This is a genomic window from Elusimicrobiota bacterium (assembly GCA_041658405.1).
In the GTDB taxonomy this organism is placed as follows: domain Bacteria; phylum Elusimicrobiota; class UBA5214; order JBBAAG01; family JBBAAG01; genus JBBAAG01.
The window spans coordinates 1-17,405 of the sequence record JBBAAG010000072.1 but is presented as its reverse complement, the minus strand read 5'-3'; the positions used below and the strand labels follow the sequence as shown (position 1 = coordinate 17,405).

15 protein-coding genes are annotated in these 17,405 nt (G+C 39.3%); 10 read left to right on the top strand and 5 right to left on the bottom strand.

Going from position 1 to position 17,405, the window contains the following annotated elements; genetic code table 11:
* The 9 genes from pheA to WC955_10805 form a co-directional block, all read left to right on the top strand.
* Positions 1 to 816 (top strand): prephenate dehydratase (gene pheA, locus WC955_10845; GenBank protein MFA5859545.1); only part of this gene is annotated, 816 nt, incomplete at its 5' end.
* Between the two features lie 23 nt (positions 817 to 839).
* Positions 840 to 1,943, top strand: a complete 1,104-nt coding sequence (hisC, locus tag WC955_10840; protein ID MFA5859544.1) for a histidinol-phosphate transaminase — start codon at positions 840 to 842, stop codon at positions 1,941 to 1,943.
* 18 nt (positions 1,944 to 1,961) lie between these two features.
* The gene (aroF, locus tag WC955_10835; GenBank protein MFA5859543.1) at positions 1,962 to 2,975 is read left to right on the top strand and encodes a 3-deoxy-7-phosphoheptulonate synthase; all 1,014 of its coding nucleotides are present in this window, start codon (positions 1,962 to 1,964) and stop codon (positions 2,973 to 2,975) included.
* A 48-nt stretch (positions 2,976 to 3,023) separates the two neighbouring features.
* The gene (locus WC955_10830; GenBank protein MFA5859542.1) at positions 3,024 to 3,662 is read left to right on the top strand and encodes a lysophospholipid acyltransferase family protein; all 639 of its coding nucleotides are present in this window, start codon (positions 3,024 to 3,026) and stop codon (positions 3,660 to 3,662) included.
* A 223-nt stretch (positions 3,663 to 3,885) separates the two neighbouring features.
* The gene (gene ispH, locus WC955_10825) at positions 3,886 to 4,779 is read left to right on the top strand and encodes a 4-hydroxy-3-methylbut-2-enyl diphosphate reductase (protein ID MFA5859541.1); all 894 of its coding nucleotides are present in this window, start codon (positions 3,886 to 3,888) and stop codon (positions 4,777 to 4,779) included.
* A gap of 9 nt (positions 4,780 to 4,788) precedes the next feature.
* On the top strand, positions 4,789 to 6,507 hold the full coding sequence (locus WC955_10820) for a 30S ribosomal protein S1 (GenBank protein MFA5859540.1): 1,719 nt from the start codon (positions 4,789 to 4,791) through the stop codon (positions 6,505 to 6,507).
* Positions 6,491 to 7,255: a tetratricopeptide repeat protein gene (locus WC955_10815; GenBank protein MFA5859539.1), complete on the top strand. Its 765-nt coding sequence runs from the start codon at positions 6,491 to 6,493 to the stop codon at positions 7,253 to 7,255. Before WC955_10820 ends, WC955_10815 begins: the two co-directional genes overlap by 17 nt.
* Positions 7,256 to 7,262: 7 nt before the next feature.
* Complete coding sequence (locus WC955_10810; protein ID MFA5859538.1) at positions 7,263 to 10,076, top strand: hypothetical protein; 2,814 nt, start codon at positions 7,263 to 7,265, stop codon at positions 10,074 to 10,076.
* Positions 10,077 to 10,176: 100 nt separating this feature from the next.
* Positions 10,177 to 10,431 (top strand): hypothetical protein, encoded by a 255-nt coding sequence (locus WC955_10805; GenBank protein ID MFA5859537.1) that lies wholly within the window; start codon positions 10,177 to 10,179, stop codon positions 10,429 to 10,431.
* Between the two features lie 453 nt (positions 10,432 to 10,884).
* On the opposite strand, the gene WC955_10800 is transcribed toward WC955_10805, so the two are convergent.
* The 5 genes from WC955_10800 to uvrB all read right to left on the bottom strand — a co-directional run bounded on the left by WC955_10800 (position 10,885) and on the right by uvrB (position 16,804).
* Positions 10,885 to 11,895 (bottom strand): MoxR family ATPase, encoded by a 1,011-nt coding sequence (locus WC955_10800; GenBank protein MFA5859536.1) that lies wholly within the window; start codon positions 11,893 to 11,895, stop codon positions 10,885 to 10,887.
* 34 nt (positions 11,896 to 11,929) lie between these two features.
* Positions 11,930 to 12,994, bottom strand: coding sequence for an enolase C-terminal domain-like protein (locus WC955_10795; protein MFA5859535.1), 1,065 nt, complete (start codon positions 12,992 to 12,994; stop codon positions 11,930 to 11,932).
* Between the two features lie 18 nt (positions 12,995 to 13,012).
* Positions 13,013 to 14,284: a HEAT repeat domain-containing protein gene (locus tag WC955_10790; protein MFA5859534.1), complete on the bottom strand. Its 1,272-nt coding sequence runs from the start codon at positions 14,282 to 14,284 to the stop codon at positions 13,013 to 13,015.
* Positions 14,285 to 14,298: 14 nt separating this feature from the next.
* Entirely contained in the window at positions 14,299 to 14,673 is a 375-nt protein-coding gene (locus WC955_10785) for a response regulator (GenBank protein ID MFA5859533.1), read from the bottom strand.
* A gap of 103 nt (positions 14,674 to 14,776) precedes the next feature.
* The gene (gene uvrB, locus WC955_10780; GenBank protein ID MFA5859532.1) at positions 14,777 to 16,804 is read right to left on the bottom strand and encodes an excinuclease ABC subunit UvrB; all 2,028 of its coding nucleotides are present in this window, start codon (positions 16,802 to 16,804) and stop codon (positions 14,777 to 14,779) included.
* 66 nt (positions 16,805 to 16,870) lie between these two features.
* Here uvrB and WC955_10775 point away from each other — a divergent pair, with 66 nt between their 5' ends.
* Positions 16,871 to 17,362: a cyclic nucleotide-binding domain-containing protein gene (locus WC955_10775; protein ID MFA5859531.1), complete on the top strand. Its 492-nt coding sequence runs from the start codon at positions 16,871 to 16,873 to the stop codon at positions 17,360 to 17,362.
* Positions 17,363 to 17,405: the final 43 nt, after the last annotated feature.

Here is a 17,405-nt window from a genome sequence, read left to right as displayed (position 1 = left end):
GAAAAACCTATGGTTATAGGATACTTTGGACCGGAAACTACGTTTACACATATGGCTGCGTACAAAACTTTTGGTTCTACCGCAAAATATTTGCCGTTAAAAACTATACGCAACGTGTTTGAAGAAGTTGAAAAAAAACGCGTGGATTACGGTGTTGTACCTATAGAAAACTCAACTGAAGGTGTTGTCAATCATACGCTTGATATGTTTGTCGATAGTAATACAAAAATATGTGCTGAAACATTTCTTGGGATTGCGCATTATTTATTGTCCCGGAATACTGAGATAGGAGAAATAAAGCGCGTGTATTCACATCAACAGCCCTTAGCGCAGTGTAGAAACTGGCTGGACAGCCATATACCCGGGGTGGAATTGATTGAAACCAGGAGTACTGCTGAAGCTGCCTTTATCGCGACACGAGAACATTTAAGCGCAGCTATTGCATCTGAACTTGCAGCTAAGAAGTATAATTTGAATGTGTTAGCTAAGAATATTGAAGATTTAGAAGAAAATATTACACGTTTTTTGGTGATCGGGCAAAATATTACGCAGCCTTCAGGTTCGGATAAAACATCTGTAATGTTATCAATAAAGGACAGAGTCGGCGCGTTACATGACATACTTCTTCCATTTAGCAAAAATAAACTTAATCTAACAAAAATTGAATCACGTCCATCGCGTAAACGTGTGTGGGAGTACGTTTTTTTTGTGGATATAGAAGGCCATTGCGACGATAGTAGTGTTAAGAAGGCGTTGAAGATGCTGGAGAAATATTGTGTGTTTGTTAAAGTATTAGGTTCATATCCAAAGGTGTAATAGTAGTAAAGGAGTAAATATATATGAAGAAAATAATGAGGCAGGAGCTTGAAAATTTTGAACCATACAAACCGGGTAAACCGATAAGTGAAGTAAAACGCGAACTCGGATTAGTTAATGTGATAAAACTTGCATCGAATGAAAATCCGTTAGGCCCATCAAAAAAAGCGGTTACTGCTATCTGCAAAGCAGCTAAAAACTCTTTCCTTTATCCGGATGGCGGGAGTTATGAGTTACGCAAGAAAATTGCTGATAAGTTTGATTTGGATATTAACTGTATAATTATGGGATCGGGAACAGATGAAATTATTGAACTTATAGGTAAAGCATTTTTTAATAAATCAGATAATATCGTAATATCTGAACACGCGTTTATACGTTACAAAATGGCAGCGGATCTCATGGGATGTAAAACTATTGAAGTTCCAATGAAAGATTTTACGCATGACTTATACGCTATGGCTACAAAGGTTAATAATAAAACTAAAGCTGTTTTTATCGCTAACCCGAATAATCCTACAGGAACGTATAATTCAAAGAATGAAGTCGAGAAGTGTATTACTACCGTACGTAAACGCAATCCTGAAACACTGGTAGTCCTGGATGAAGCATATTATGATTATGCAGTTGTGCAGAAGGATTATCCGCGGGCATTACCGGGATTTGTTAATAAATATTCTAATGTTGTAGTATTGCGCACTTTTTCAAAAGTATATGCCCTGGCAGGATTAAGAGTAGGTTTTGGTGTTGCCGGCAGGGGAATAACAGAAACTATCAACCGTATACGCCCTCCGTTTAACGTCAATATTATAGCGCAGGAAGCGGCGGTAGCCGCGCTCGACGATAACGCTCATGTCAAGAGAAGTGTTGCGATGGTAGAAAAGGGTAAGAAGTACTTTTATTCTGAACTAAGAAAGCTGGGGTTAACTTTCATTCCATCCGCAGCTAATTTCATTTTAGTCGATGTAACCCCGAAACTTGGACGTGATGTCTTTGTACAGTTAATGAAAAAAGGTGTGATTGCCCGAGCGATGGATGAGTATAAGTATTCAGGGTATATAAGGATCACAATCGGGACAGATGAACAGAACAGGTTTGCGATTTCTAAGTTCAAAGAAATATTTTAATAATGTGAAAGGTAGATTATGATAATAACGCTGAAACCGAGCATCACAAAAAAACAGTTGAATCATATAGTTCAAAAGATTAAGGATTTAGGTTTCGCTCCTCATATGTCCAAGGGTAAAATGTCAACTATTGTAGGTGTTATTGGAGAAAACGCGATACTTACCCGCGAAATGTTTGATGCCATGCCAGGGATTGAGTTTGTAACAGCAATTTCTAAACCCTACAAACTAGCCAGCAGGGAGTTTAAGAAAGAAGATACGATTGTGGAAGTCAGCGGCGTAAAGTTTGGCGGGAAAAAAGTGGTAGTGATAGCCGGACCGTGTTCTGTGGAAGACCGTGCGAGGTTATTGAGAATAGCGAAGATAGTAAAAGATGCCGGTGCGCAATGCTTGCGTGGCGGAGCGTTTAAACCAAGGACATCGCCTTACTCATTCCAGGGCTTAGGAGAATTGGGGTTAAAATACTTGAGAGAAGCAAACAAAATTACTGGCCTACCGGTAGTTACGGAATTAATGAGTGTCGACCAAATACCGTTATTAATCAATTATGCCGATGTCCTTCAGATTGGTGCAAGGAATATACAGAACTTTGACCTTCTGAAAGAAGCGGGTAAAACAAAAATGCCGGTGATGCTTAAACGCGGAATGTCAACTACTGTAAAAGAGTTTCTGATGAGCGCGGAATATGTTTTAAGTCAGGGGAATTACAAAGTTATACTCTGTGAACGCGGTATCCGTACATTTGAGGATTCCACGCGGTTCACACTGGATCTTAATGCAGTACCGGTATTGAAAACCCTCAGTCACTTACCCGTGATTGTAGATCCCAGCCATGGTGTGGGAATACGCAAGTACGTTACACCAATGGCCCGTGCGGCAGTAGCTGCGGGGGCGGATGGCCTGATGATAGAAGTTCATAATGACCCGGAGAAAGCTTTGTCCGATGGCCCGCAGTCATTATTGCCGTCAGATTTTGAACAAATGATGATAGAAGTGAAAGCAATAGCGCGTGCAATCGGCCGTGACGCTTAATACAATAACTTAACAAGTTCTATAAATGTAGATTTGAGGTATTATTTGATGGATGAAAAGGTTCAAAAAAAGGTTGAGATGCTTGACACAAATCCTGTCTTGTATTTCTTTGTTTATTGGGGGTATAGAATTACAACCTCAGTCTTGTGGCGGCTTAAACGTATTAATGTTAATATTGTACCAAAAACCGGGAAAGTGATTATTGCAGCAAATCATCGCACATTCTTGGATCCGCCTCTTATAGGTAGCACACTGCCAAGATGGACATATTTCTTGGCAAAAGAAGAATTGTTTAGAATGCCGATACTATCCTGGGCATTGCCCAGATTGAATACAATACCACTCAAACGCGGGAGTACAGATGTGGAATGGTTTAAAACCTGTGTAGACTTACTTGAGAAAGGTGATAGCCTGGTAATGTTTCCCGAAGGAGGAAGACATAAAGGAGAAGGTTTTGGTAAAGCAAGAAGCGGTGTTGGGATGATTGCGTGCCACGCTAATGCACCGGTGATACCTGCGTATTTAAAAAACTCTGAGTACCTTGGCAAGTTTAAAAAATTAACGATAATCTTTGGAGATCCTGTAATGCCTAACCCCCCTCAGGATGAGTCAAAACGTAAAGAGTACTATCAGGAATTTAGTGAACTGATAATGACAAAAATTGCGGAACTTTCCACAAAAGTATAATTTTTTATGGAACAACAGAACAAGCAAACAGAGAAAAATAAAATTATTAACTTGTATAAGATGATACTTATTAGTATACTATTCATTTTTATAGGGTTGACTATATTTCCGTTAATAATAAAATATATGGATAGTATAGTTGCGAAAATTGGATACGTTGTTTACGTGGGATTCTCGTTGGTGATTGGATACTGGCTTCTAAGGTTATTCAAAGAAGTCGATAATGCATAAAGCAAAAGGTAAATACAGCAGTAAAGTTATAATAGCGCAAAATGCGGGGTTCTGTTACGGGGTTAAACGCGCGATCGAGCAGGTTGAAGCAGAGCTCGGCAAGGAAAATAAGAAAATTGTTAGTATAGGTTCTTTGATACACAACCCGCAGATGGTAGAGATGCTTAAGAACAAAGGGTTGAAAAAAATCGAAAGTTATTCAGGATCAACTCCAGAAGATACGATTGTTATCCCGGCACACGGCGTGATAAAAAAAGAACATGATTCTTTACGTTTAAGGAAGGGCGGGATAATAGATGCTACTTGCGTGTTTGTAAAACGAGCACAGAGGCTGGCAGAAAAATTGAACCACGCAAAATGCGATGTTATACTGATTTTAGGAGACAGCGAGCATCCGGAAGTAAGGTCGTTATTGAGTTATGCAGGAAAAAAAGCTGTAGTAATTGACAGTATTGATAAATTAAAGAAACTGAACTTGAATAAGAGCATGAAGGTGGGGCTTATAAGCCAAACAACACAAACTTCTGCGCGGTTCAATCAGTTTAAAAAATACCTGAAAACCCAGGGCATTGTTTTTGATTACTATAATACTATCTGCAGGGCAACTGTACAGCGGCAAAAATCGTCTGAGGAACTCGCGAAAAAAGCTGATCTGATGATAGTGATTGGCGGTAAAAATTCTGCGAATACCAGGCGTTTAGCTGAAACCTGTATGAAGTACCAAAAACGTACATATCATATAGAGAATGAAAATGAACTGAGAAAGGTGTGGTTCAACCATAAAAGTGTTGTAGGGATAACAGCCGGCGCGTCGACACCGGAATTTTTGATAAAAAAAATATTTAACCAAATATATAAAATGGTAAAACAAGGAGGTTGTAAGTAAAAGTAAAGTATGGATGATGATAAAATATTAGTTGTAGAGGAGTCAGACGTAAATATCGAGGAGCTATTAAACGCTTCAGATAGTAATAAACGCGAAGAACGCGAGATTGTTAACGGTAAAGTTGTAGAAATAAATAATAAAAGTATAGCGGTGGATGTAGGTTTAAAATCAGAAGGAGTGATATCCAAAGAAGAAATAGGATCGGATATAATAAAAATAGGTGATGTAATACCTGTGTTCCTGGAAGCGCTGGAAGGCGTGGAAGGGCATCCTGTGGTGTCATACCGCAAAGCAAAACGTATAAGCAACTGGAACAAACTTGATGAAGTATTCAAAGATGCGGGTGATATTGATGGTAAGGTTATCCGTAAAGTCAAGGGCGGGTATATCGTAGATATAGGCGGAGAATCAACATTTCTGCCGTTGTCACAAACAATTCTTAAACGCAACGAGTCAAATACCGTTAATTTAGTAGACCAGACTGTAACGGTGAAGATAATTGAACTTGACCGTCGCCGCAGGAACATAGTGGTATCCCAGCGTAAAGTTAAGGAAGATGAGAATAATCGTAAAAAAGCTGAACTTTATGCAACAATCTCTGAAGGCAGTATTATTAAGGGAAGGGTAACGTCAATAACGTCATTCGGTGCATTTGTTGATATTGGCGGTGTAGAAGGTTTATTGCACATATCCGATATCGCGTGGAGCCGTATTGAAAAAGTTGAAGACATTATCAGTATGAACCAGGAACTTGAATTAAAAATAGTTAAATTCGATCCTGCGAATGACAAGATATCGTTGAGCCTTAAAGAATTGAAAGCGCACCCATGGGAGGATATTTCAACTAAATTCCCTAATGGAAAAATGGTAAAAGGCAAAGTAACATCATTACTTCCATTCGGCGCGTTTATTGAACTTGAGCCCGGTGTGGAAGGCTTACTGCATATTTCAGAAATCTCGTGGACTGAAAAGATCCGTCACCCTCAGGATATATTAAAAACAGGTGATGAGGTTGAAGTAAGAATACTTGATGTCATACCGGAAAAAGAAAAAATTTCATTAAGTTTGAAACGTATAGGAGAGAACCCGTGGGAAGCGATTAAACAGAAATATCCTTCCGGTACGAAGGTTAAAGGGATAGTAACAAACCTAGTGCCGTTTGGTGCCTTTGTTAAGCTTGATGAAGGAGTGGAAGGGTTAATACATATCTCTGACTTTTCATGGACAAAAAAGATACGCCATCCGCAGGAAATATTAAACCTGGACCAGGAAGTTGAAGCAGTTGTGCTTGAAGTAAATCCTGAACAGGAAAAGGTAGTACTGGGGTTGAAACAGTTAAACGATAATCCTTATACAAAATATCAGCTTGGAGCGACTATTGAAGCGAAGGTTAAGAAAATAACTGAATACGCTGTCTTTGTAGAGCTTGAAAATGACATTGAAGGCATTATTAAAATCTCTGATCTGTCATTAAACAAGGTAAAGGATGCAAAAGAAGTCTTGAATGAAGGCCAGTGGATCAAAGCAAAGGTTTTGCGTGTAGACCTTGAAGAACATAAGATAATGTTATCGGTGAAAAAATACGAAAAAGAACGCGAAACTGAAGATATCAAAAAATACATGAACCGTGACGAAGATAAGGTTACCCTGGGAGATGTTATTAAACTTTCATCAGATACTTTATTGAACGATAAACCTAAATCCGAAAGTAATGATGAATCAGCTTAAACCGGGACAAATATTTGTCCTGTTTGTTATATTGTCTTTAGCTGGCGTTGCCGCAACGGTGGTTTTATACGGTAATTTTGACAACGTATTAGAAAACACAAGGAAAACAGGTAACGTCGTTACTACGGATAAAGACAAACTTGATAAGCTGATTACACAGTATACTGCAAAACTTGATATTTCACCGGATGACGGGATTGCACTTGTTGAACTGGGCAAACTGTATTACTTCCGTGGGACGGATTATTATCAGAAAGCATTGAATAACCTGCACCGCGCAACCGAACTTGGTATGCTTGATCCTCAGATTTTTTTGTATGAAGCGTTAATATATGAGCAGATGAAACTCACAGACTACTCCGAGAAAGCTTATGACAAGTATCTGCGAAATGTACATAATGATCATAAAATACGTTTGAGATACGCAAATATGCTGTTCAGGCAGGGTAAAATTGATGATGCAATTGACCATTATGAACTTGTATACTCCCAAAAACCTAAGAATAGCGAAGTATTGTACAATCTTGCGTTAGCGTACTTGAAAAAGGGTATGATTGAGGATTCAGCTGCGATGTGGGAACTAAACCTTAAACTCCACAAATCCTTACCGCCAGGGGGATATTATTACCTGGCAACTATACGCGAAAAACAAGGTAATAAAGAAAATGCAAAGCTGTTGTACTATACAGAAATAAAACATAATCCTGATTACAAACCGGCGGTTGACGCGTTAAAAAAGTTAGAATAGCTGTTCAATGCACAGAAAGATAAGTTCTGCAATTTTGGTTTTAATCCTAGCGTTATTCAACTGGAATACCGTGTATGCTGTTAATCAGTTAAACATAAAGAATCTTGACTGGCAGTATGTGGAATCCAGCCATTTCATTGTGTATTACTATCCGGAAGAAACAAAAATAGTACCAACGGCTATCCGCTATCTTGAGCAAGCGTATAACAGTGTTACAAAAAAGTTTAATTACTACCCTCCGGAAAAAACGCCGTTTTTTTTATTCCTCGGGCACCAGGATTTTGAGCAATCCAATATTGTCTCAGTCGATGAAGGTACGGGCGGGGTAACAGAAGCGTATAAATACCGTTTTCTTGTTCCCTACGAAGGCTCAGAACGCGATTTTTCTTATGTCGTAACACACGAATTCACTCATGTCCTTCAGTTTAACTTATTGTTAAATGGCTTCTGGAAGTCAATGCGTATCCTAAAACTTGTCCTACAACCGTTATGGATAATGGAAGGCATTGCGGAATATGCCGCTGCAGACGGCGATCCTGTAACCCGTGAAATGTATATTCGTGATGCTGTACTCAACAATAAGCTCATTCATATCTCTCATTTATTCAACTTCGCGCATTTAAAACCACATAACGTTGTACCGGCATACAAACAGTCAGAATCCGCAATACGGTTCATAGCTGAAGAGTATGGCGAAGAAAAAGTTATGGAAATACTTAACCAGTTTAAAAGCAAGCTTGATACTTACGCGGTATTCAATTCAGTCCTTGGGCTTGACGTATTTACACTCGACAAAAAATGGAAAGAATACCTTGATATCAAATATAGGCATCTTGGACATCAATACACGCCTTTAAGCGAGTACGCTGAACCCATCACCAAGAGCAAGTCCGATCTTTATGAATACAATACTTCAGCGGTACACGTGCCGGGAACACAGAAAATTGCGTTTATCACTGACCGCAACGGCAGTTATGATATTTGTCTTCTTGACAAAATAAAACCTAAAAAATGGCGTACACTTGTAGGCAGCAACTACCGCGGTGTTTTGGATATGATAACCTTCGGGCGTGACAGTGCGGGGATTACAATCTCACCGTTTGGGCAGGAGATCGTGTTTTCCGGTAAAAAAAACCAAAAAGTGTTCTTGTATAAATACAGTCTTATTTTGAATAAGCTATCCGCAGTACAGAAGATGGATTTCGAATTACTTGCAGACCCCGCATATGCGCCCTTTGACGATGAGGTTGTTTTCACTGGTATGCAAAATGCGCAATGTGATTTATATACATATAATTTTAAAGACAGGAAAGTTGTAAAATTAACGGACGACTTGGCGAATGATACCGGCGCGAAATATTCGAGAGACGGTAAAAAACTTTATTTTCTTAAAGAAACAAACCTTGAGACAGATATTTATGTTTATGATATTTCATTACATACAACATCACGGTTACTCTCTATGAACGGCATGGAACACGACCTGGCAATGACTCCGGACGGAAAATCTCTTATATTTGTTTCCGAGAATGACGGCGTGCGTAACCTTTATAAACTAGATCTTAACACAAAATCCGTGCACAAACTAACCGATATCTCCGGTGGGTGTTATACCCCCGATATTTCAGAAAACGGTAATGACCTTATATTTGTAGCATTCAATAAAGGCGAGAAGCATATTTATCAATGGAAAACCGGCAGTTGGAAAGTTGACACCCTTGCTCCTGACAATAATAATACAGATAGCCAGGTAGCAGGGTTTCAGGAAGACACGGACAAAGATAAAGTAGATACTTTTTTTGTTGAACTAAATTCAGAACCCAAAAAATACAAATTTGCATTCTCTACTGACATGTTTATACCGTTATTATACGGCTCAAACGAGCAAGCTTTGTTATATACCTATTGGCAGGGTTCTGACCTGCTGGGAGAACACACAGTATCAGCTGAAGCTATGTACAGCGATCCGGGCTCAGGACTGGATTACCAGCTGAACTATATGTATAAAGGCTGGCGTCCATGGTTTTCAATCGCTACACGCGGAAGTAATTACTATACATGGTCGAACAGTTTGCTTAAATATTTAAGGAAAGAAGACCGTATATACTCCGTCAGCATGTTTTATCCGGTAAACAGGCTTGATACCCTGGAAATCGCGTTAGGAGAGTCTCAGGAGAAGGTTAGGATCGAAGATAGCGAATATAGTTATAGTGAAGACATCTTATCGGTTTCGTATATGATTGATAGAGTGCAGAGTAAATACCTTACAATACCATTGTCGGGTTACCGCATACAAGCGGTAGCAGAAGCAGGAGACAGCCTGAGGGATGGATTTACCAATAAACAGAACATTTATTTCTATTATGAACACTACCTCCCATTGACTTATACAACGAACCTTGGTTTACAGTTAATAGGAGTAACAAGTTTAGGCCCGTGGCCTGACTATTTCCGTATGCCAATTCGTGCGTATGAAGGTATTGAGCAAGACAGTCCTGTAGTTGGAAGATATGGACTCTATACAAAACTAGAATACAAGATACCCTTTACTACAAACCTTAATTACTATATGTGGTACATGGTCCCTGACCTGTTTTTTAAGTATGTTGGAGGGGTGATCTTCGCAGATGCATCTACTGTTTCGTTGACAGATGCGTCAAAACTCGTAGATAATACCGTTTATGCCAGTACAGGTATCGGGTTAAGGACGTATTGCTTTATACTGCAAACTTACCCATTAACAATCGGTATAGATTATATTCAAAATATTAATACGCAGGAAACACGTTACGTTTTTATCTTTAGTTTAGGTATATATTAAAACATTTGTAGTTTCAAACTCTTGTATTTAATTAAACAGATATACTATCATATCTATTATTAATAAAAGAAAATGAATTATAAGGCAAGGATTAATCTGTATGAGCAAAAAAGACAAAAATAAAAGCAGTAAAATACCACAGGCCGCTGCTGTTAGCAAATCCAGTGATGATAAATCTCTTACCGGAATCACAAAAACCGGAAAAAAGGTCATCCTAACAGGCATTATTCTGATCATTTCAGGATTTATTGTACTTACACAGACAAATCCGGATGGCAGTAACCTGGCTAGCATACTGTCTCCGTTATTTTTAGTGGCAGGCTATACCGCTGTTGCCGTGGGTATCCTGGTTTAAGAAACTTTATCCCAACTATCCTACCATTTTTTGTGAAACCGCATATCCGGTTAAACGGGGGTAAATCACAAACACTATGGCCTTTACAGTTTCCCTGGTTTTTGCCAACAATCAATACTTTTACCACCAAGACCATTATGTAAACTATTATACACAAACAAGGTTTAGAAAATAATTACAAAAGTTGGCAACTTTTCAACAAATTTCTGTCAAAAATATTTTGCCGCCGGGAAGACGAGAGTGCTAACATAAAATAATTAATAAATAGTATTAAACATTGTTAATAAATAGCCTATAATCAATTAAATACAGGTATTTGTTAAAGTTAAGTATTAACAACAACAATACGGCGCTTTGAAGCCATTAGTTAACATAATATACATTATAGGAACTAGGTTATGTGGCAAAGTTGTGAGATTGTTTTGATACATATTTGATTAAATACTAATACTTCTACTGTTTCTTTGCTTCTTTTTTCAGTTTTTCGACTATTGTATCTACAGTTACGTTCTCAGCTTCTGCGTTGAAGTTAAGAATCAACCTATGCCTAAGTACTGGCAAAAGTACATAGTCAATATCTTCAGTAGAAACAGCGTAATTACCAGAAAGTACGGCTCTTGCTTTTGCACTTAGGATTAGGCTCTGTGACGCTCTTGGGCCAGCGCCCCAAGTTAGCCAGTTGCGTACGTACTCAGGAGCCATACAATCACCAGGCCGTGTCATACGGACTAGTGTAACCGCGTAGTTTGTAACATACTCCGAAACTGGTACACGGCGAACTATGTCCTGTAGTTCAAGTATTTCTTTTGAAGTAAGCATTTTTTCGATTTTAGCGGTATAATCAGATGTTGTTTGTGTAACAATCATTTTTTCTTCGTCATATGACGGATACCCGATATTTATCTGGAACAAGAACCTATCCAACTGAGCTTCCGGTAACGGGTATGTCCCTTCTTGTTCGATAGGATTTTGTGTAGCCAATACAAAAAAAGGCAGTGGTAATTCATATGTTTTACCCGCAACAGTTACCTTATACTCCTGCATTGCCTGTAATAACGCGCTCTGTGTTTTTGGCGGTGTACGGTTAATTTCATCCGCAAGGACTATATTGGCGAAAACCGGCCCCTGTATAAACCTGAATACGCGTTCTCCCGTATCCACGTTATCCTGTATAACTTCAGTACCTGTAATATCCGAAGGCATTAGGTCAGGGGTAAACTGTACACGGTTAAATTTTAAATCAAGTATTTGCGCAAGGGTAGAGATCAACAACGTTTTCGCCAGTCCGGGTACTCCAACAATTAAGCAGTGCCCACGTGAAAATAATGAAATAAGCAACTGATTAACAACTTCATCCTGGCCGACAATGACCTTGCGAAGTTCAGCCAAAACTTTTTGTCTTGAAACTGCCATTTTTTGCGCTAACTCAATATCTTTTTCTTTTAATTCATCGTTTTTATTCATATCTAGAAATATTATACCTTATTACCAGAAATTCTTAAACCGTTAATCCCGGCCCTTTAGCGGTGAAGCCGTAACTCCCCCTTTTTTCTTTTACTAACAAATGACCATCAAGATCGATATATTTAAATACCCCTGTTCCGCAAGCAAAATGCACGCTTGATGCCAAGCCTATACTGGATTCAGTCATACACCCGATCATAAGCTTAATCCCTTCCTTTTTCGCGATAGATACTATCTCCTGAGCCTGTGAGTACCCGCTTTTTGCAAGTTTAATATTGATAATACTAGCGAGGTTATTATCAGCAACGCGTTGCGCGTCTACGGGCGTTATCACGCTTTCATCCACAGCAATAAGGATATCGTCCTGCCGATTCAACTTCTCAAGCCCGCGATAATCATGGCGTTGCAGAGGTTGTTCAAGGTATGCCAGTTTAGTAATAAGGTTTTCCTTGCGTAAACGCATAAGTAATTCCACAGCTGTCTTATAAACAAACCCTTGATTACCGTCAAGCGAATACTCGTAATTCTTACTTGAATCAATCTTTTTATTAGTCTCAATAATATGTTTGATAACAAAAATATCCCAATCAATATCACGGCACACCTTGATTTTATACTTATAAAAACCAGCATTATTCATTTTTCGCAAAAAAGGCGTTATCTCTTCTATCTCCGCAATCGGTATTGTGACATCTGTTACCACACGCCTGAGTTTAGCACCAAAATATTTGTATGCAGGAACGTTCATTACGTTTAACATCAACCCAGCAAGCGCGCGTTCCGCGGTTGATACCGCTAGTATTTGTGATGGAAACCTTCTTCTCAACCGTCTTGCAATTTCAGGGTATTCGCGGGAATCAGTGTTCTTCAATAATCCGCAAATCCGGTTAAGCGTACGCGTTATAACGTCAATACTTTGTTCTTTGAATACAGTTGCAGTAACGCATTCGCATAGCCCGGACTTACCCTCTGAATTATTTATGCGTATAAGAACTCCGTTGGTATTAACTTTTTTACCCTGTGCAGTACCAAAGGTAATACGTAAGGGCAGAGAGTATGGTATGACTTCTGATTCCGTGACAATAAACCGCGTGTTCATAGATACCTGCTACCTATACTACCCGATCCAACCATCGACATGCTTAACTTTTTTCATAACTTCCGAAACTTTTTTGCGGGTATCTTCAGGCAACCATTCAGGCTTACGTTCAAGTATTCTTGTGATTGCCTGGAATACTTTACGTTTTAACGCTTCATCATCATCACCAAGGAATTTTGTTAATAATAACAATGCCCGCGGGCTTTTGGTTGTAGCTAGAGTGTCAATAACTATATAATGAGCCTGGAGATCCGTCGAATGCGCAATATCCCATAACATGTCAAGCGCACGGATTTCGTTATGCGGATACAGTGCCTCTATCGCCCGGATACGTACGCGGATATTATTGTCCGCAAGAAACTCTTCAAGCAAACGTTCAGCTATCTCACTTTCTTCCGGCAGTTCGCTTTCAATTACTTCAATACTCTTAATCCGTTCCTGCAGGTACTTGTCTTCCTTTGACAATTCATGCTCTGCCTGGCTTTGCTGTGCAGCAAGCGCGGCAGCGTCAAAACTTTTCTTTATCTCAGCGATTTTGTTGCCGATCTGAGTTTCGCGTTCCGCTAAAAGTATTTCAAAATCACGCTCCCTTTTTCCTGAGCGTATACGCGTGTATATAAAGTATATCAGCAACAGCAATGCTATGCTTATCCCCGAGATAAGCACTTCTGAGGAAGTTAGAAGTTCATTAATATAATTACCGTTTTTATTTTGTTTTTCTTCCTTTAACGCTTTTATAAGCATAGCGCGTTCTTCATCGAGTTTGCCTATAAGTTTTTCATATTGTTCCTTATCTTTGATATACGTTTGCATGAGAGTATCCTGTTGTGTTTGAAATGTCTTCAACTGGTTTAGCAACTCCTTGGGAGGTTCAGATTTAGAAGATCCCTGATTTCTCTGTGCCTGCGGTTGCTGAGCCCCGGAATTTAACCGTTCCTGTTCCTGTTTCATCCAGGTATTCATTTGTTTAACTGAAGGATCATTCGGGAGAATATTACTTGCGCGGTTTAAACGTTTAATACCCTCAGCTTTATTACCTTGTTGATAAAGTTTAACGCCGGACTCCACAAGCAGTTTTGCGAGGAACGCCTTAACTTTTTCAGGTTCAGAAGGTTCGAGTTCCAACGCAAGTTCCAAATCTTCAATTGCCTGGTCAACTTTACCGTTGAGATACGAATCTAAAGCAGTATCAAAATAAATAGCACGTGTATTATCAGCATCGATTACCGGTGTTGAGGAGAGCAATAATAACGTTGCGTAAATAAATATGCAGCGTAACTTCTTCTTCATTAACTTCCTGTTCTCTACCCGATAACTTCCCGTACTTTACTTATGAGCATATCCGAAGTGAAAGGTTTTTCAAGAAAACCCGCGATATTTGAACCTGGTGTTAATTTAAATAAACCTGCCATTTTACCTTTACCACTAGCAATAATTACGGGTATATCCTTTGTTGCCGGGTTCTCTTTCAACTTTTTATTTAGAGTAAAACCATCCATCTGCGGCATAACAATGTCTAATACTATAAGACTTGGCTGCTCACGAGCTGCCAAATCAACCAATGCCGTTGGATTATAGCACAGTATTGGATTATACCCCGCACTTTGCAGTGAAAGTTCCAATAGAGCGAGTATATCCTCGTCATCATCTAATAAAACAATTTTTTTGGGTTGTCCCATCCCTTATTCCTATAGTTACACGAAATTTTATCAGTACAAAAAATCTTACAACAGGTCAAACGACAACCTTTTTTATTATACATTTTATGAAATATATAATCAATTACTGCTTCACGCTTCTCTTAATCATACTTTTCATCCTGCGTACAGGTAAAGCATTAAGTTCAATAAGCTTGTCTCTTATAATACTTGCAAGTTCAAAATCAAGGTTATCTACAGCATCGTTAAGCTGTGATTTTAACTCAAGCACAATGGCATCAAGATCATTGCTACCCATACCCATCCCAGCGACTTTTGCTTCACGCATAAGCATCAATCCCTGCTCTTTTGTATGATAAGAAAACTCTTCAAGTTCCTTTACTGCTTTTACAATACTTTTTGGCGTGATCTTATTCTCAACATTATACTCTTCCTGTATTTTCCTTCTACGCGCCATTTCTTTTATTGCACGTTCAATTGATCCTGTCATTTTATCAGCGTAAAGAAAGATTTTACCGTCAACATTTCTTGCAGCGCGGCCGCATACCTGTATCAACGATGTTTCAGACCGCAAAAACCCTTCTTTATCCGCATCAAAGACCGCTACAAGCCCTACTTCCGGGAGGTCAAGCCCTTCCCTTAACAAGTTAACACCGATAAGCACATCAAACTTACCTTCCCGTAATTCCATGAGTATAGCTATGCGTTCCAACGCATCAATCTCTGAGTGCAGATACCGCGCTTTGATTCCTTTTGTAATAAAATAATCAGTTAAATCTTCAGACATGCGTTTAGTAAGCGTTGTTACAAGCGTACGGTAATTTTTCATAATTATCGCAGGAAGTTCGGATAACAGGTCATTAACCTGGTTTTCAGTTGACCGCACAATGATTTGCGGGTCCACCAACCCAGTCGGGCGTATGATTTGTTCAACAAAAACACCACCTGTTTTATTTAGTTCATACTTTGCGGGTGTAGCGGAAAAGTATACCGCTTGAGGAATTATAGATTCAAACTCGTCAAAGCGTAAAGGGCGGTTATCCAACGCGCTGGGTAAACGGAATCCGTAGTCCACCAACGTTTTCTTTCTCGACTTATCACCTTCATGCATACCGCGTATCTGCGGAATTGTAACATGCGATTCATCAACAAAAAACAGGTATTCCTTCGGAAAATAGTCCAGTAAACACAACGGCCTTGCCCCGGGCGGGCGCCCGCTGAGATGCCGTGAATAGTTTTCTATACCATGACAAGTTCCTGTCTCACGGATCATTTCAATATCAAACTTTGTACGCATTTTCAGGCGTTCATGTTCAATAACCTTATTTTCTGCTTTCAGCACAGCTAGCCGTTCGTTAAGTTCAAGCTCAATATTTGTTAGTGCCTGCTCCAACCGCGGTTGAGGGGTAACAAAATGCCGTGCGGGATAAATCAGCGCCTTATCCTTAGCCTCAAGTGTTTCATTAGTTACGGGATTAAACTCAACAATATTTTCTACTTCATCGCCGAATAAATGAATCCTAATCCCGTTGGAGGTATAGGGCGGGTGAATTTCAATTGTATCCCCCCTTGCACGGAAAGTGCCATGCAACAAATCACTGTTCGTGCGGTTATACTGAATACTGATAAGTTCGTTTAGGATAGCCTTGCGTGTTTTACTTTTTCCGCGTTCCACTACTAAACATAACGAACTATAATCTTCCGACGAGCCAATATTATAAATACATGAAACACTGGCAACAACGATCACGTCTTTACGTTCAAGCAATGCCGAACTAGCTTTTAATCTTAACCTGTCAATCTGTTCATTGATCGCAGAATCTTTTTCAATATACGTATCAGTCTGCGGGATATACGCTTCCGGCTGGTAATAATCATAGTATGAAATAAAATACTCAACAGCATTATGCGGGAAAAATGATTTGAACTCGGCATACAATTGCGCACATAAGGTTTTATTGTGAGTAATGATCAGCACCGGGCGGTTAAGTTCGGCAATTACGTTTGCCATTGTAAAAGTTTTACCCGACCCTGTGACACCAAGAAGGACGGTATGTTTCCCGCTGTTACGCAGCCTGGTTACAATCTCATTGATCGCTTTCGGCTGATCTCCCGCGGGTTTAAAATCTGATACCAATTTAAAAGTATTCATATAAATATTGACTATTTCTGTTTATGCTATATAATATAATAATAAATTATCATAAGGATTAATACAATGGTTGCACAAATATTGTCGATGATGGAAAAAGTATTGTTTCTAAAAAAAGTATCACTTTTTTCGGAACTTAACTCCGACATACTTATAGCGATTGCAGAGGTAGCGGAAGAACGTGACTGGAACGAGAAAGAAGTGATCTTCCGTGAGAACGAATCAGGCGATACGTTATACCTAATAGTTTTTGGAGAAGTTGAAATATCAATTACCCCGCAGAATTCGCAAAAACGCGTGCTCAATATTGCAAAATCAACAGAAATCTTCGGTGAAATGAGCCTGTTTGACAGCAGCCCGCGGTCAGCTACCGCAATCGCAGCGAAACCCGTTAAACTTTTGGCGTTACGAAAAAACCAATTCCGTGACCTTATCAGTGAATATCCTGAAATTATGTTTGAAATGTACAGAATAGCGATTGAACGGTTAAGGAAAGCGGATAAACACGTGACTGACAACTCGCCTCAAAACAACAGCAGTACTAACGGAACAAACTGATTTTACTCAAAAATTTACGGGTACGCACTTCCTGAGGTTTATC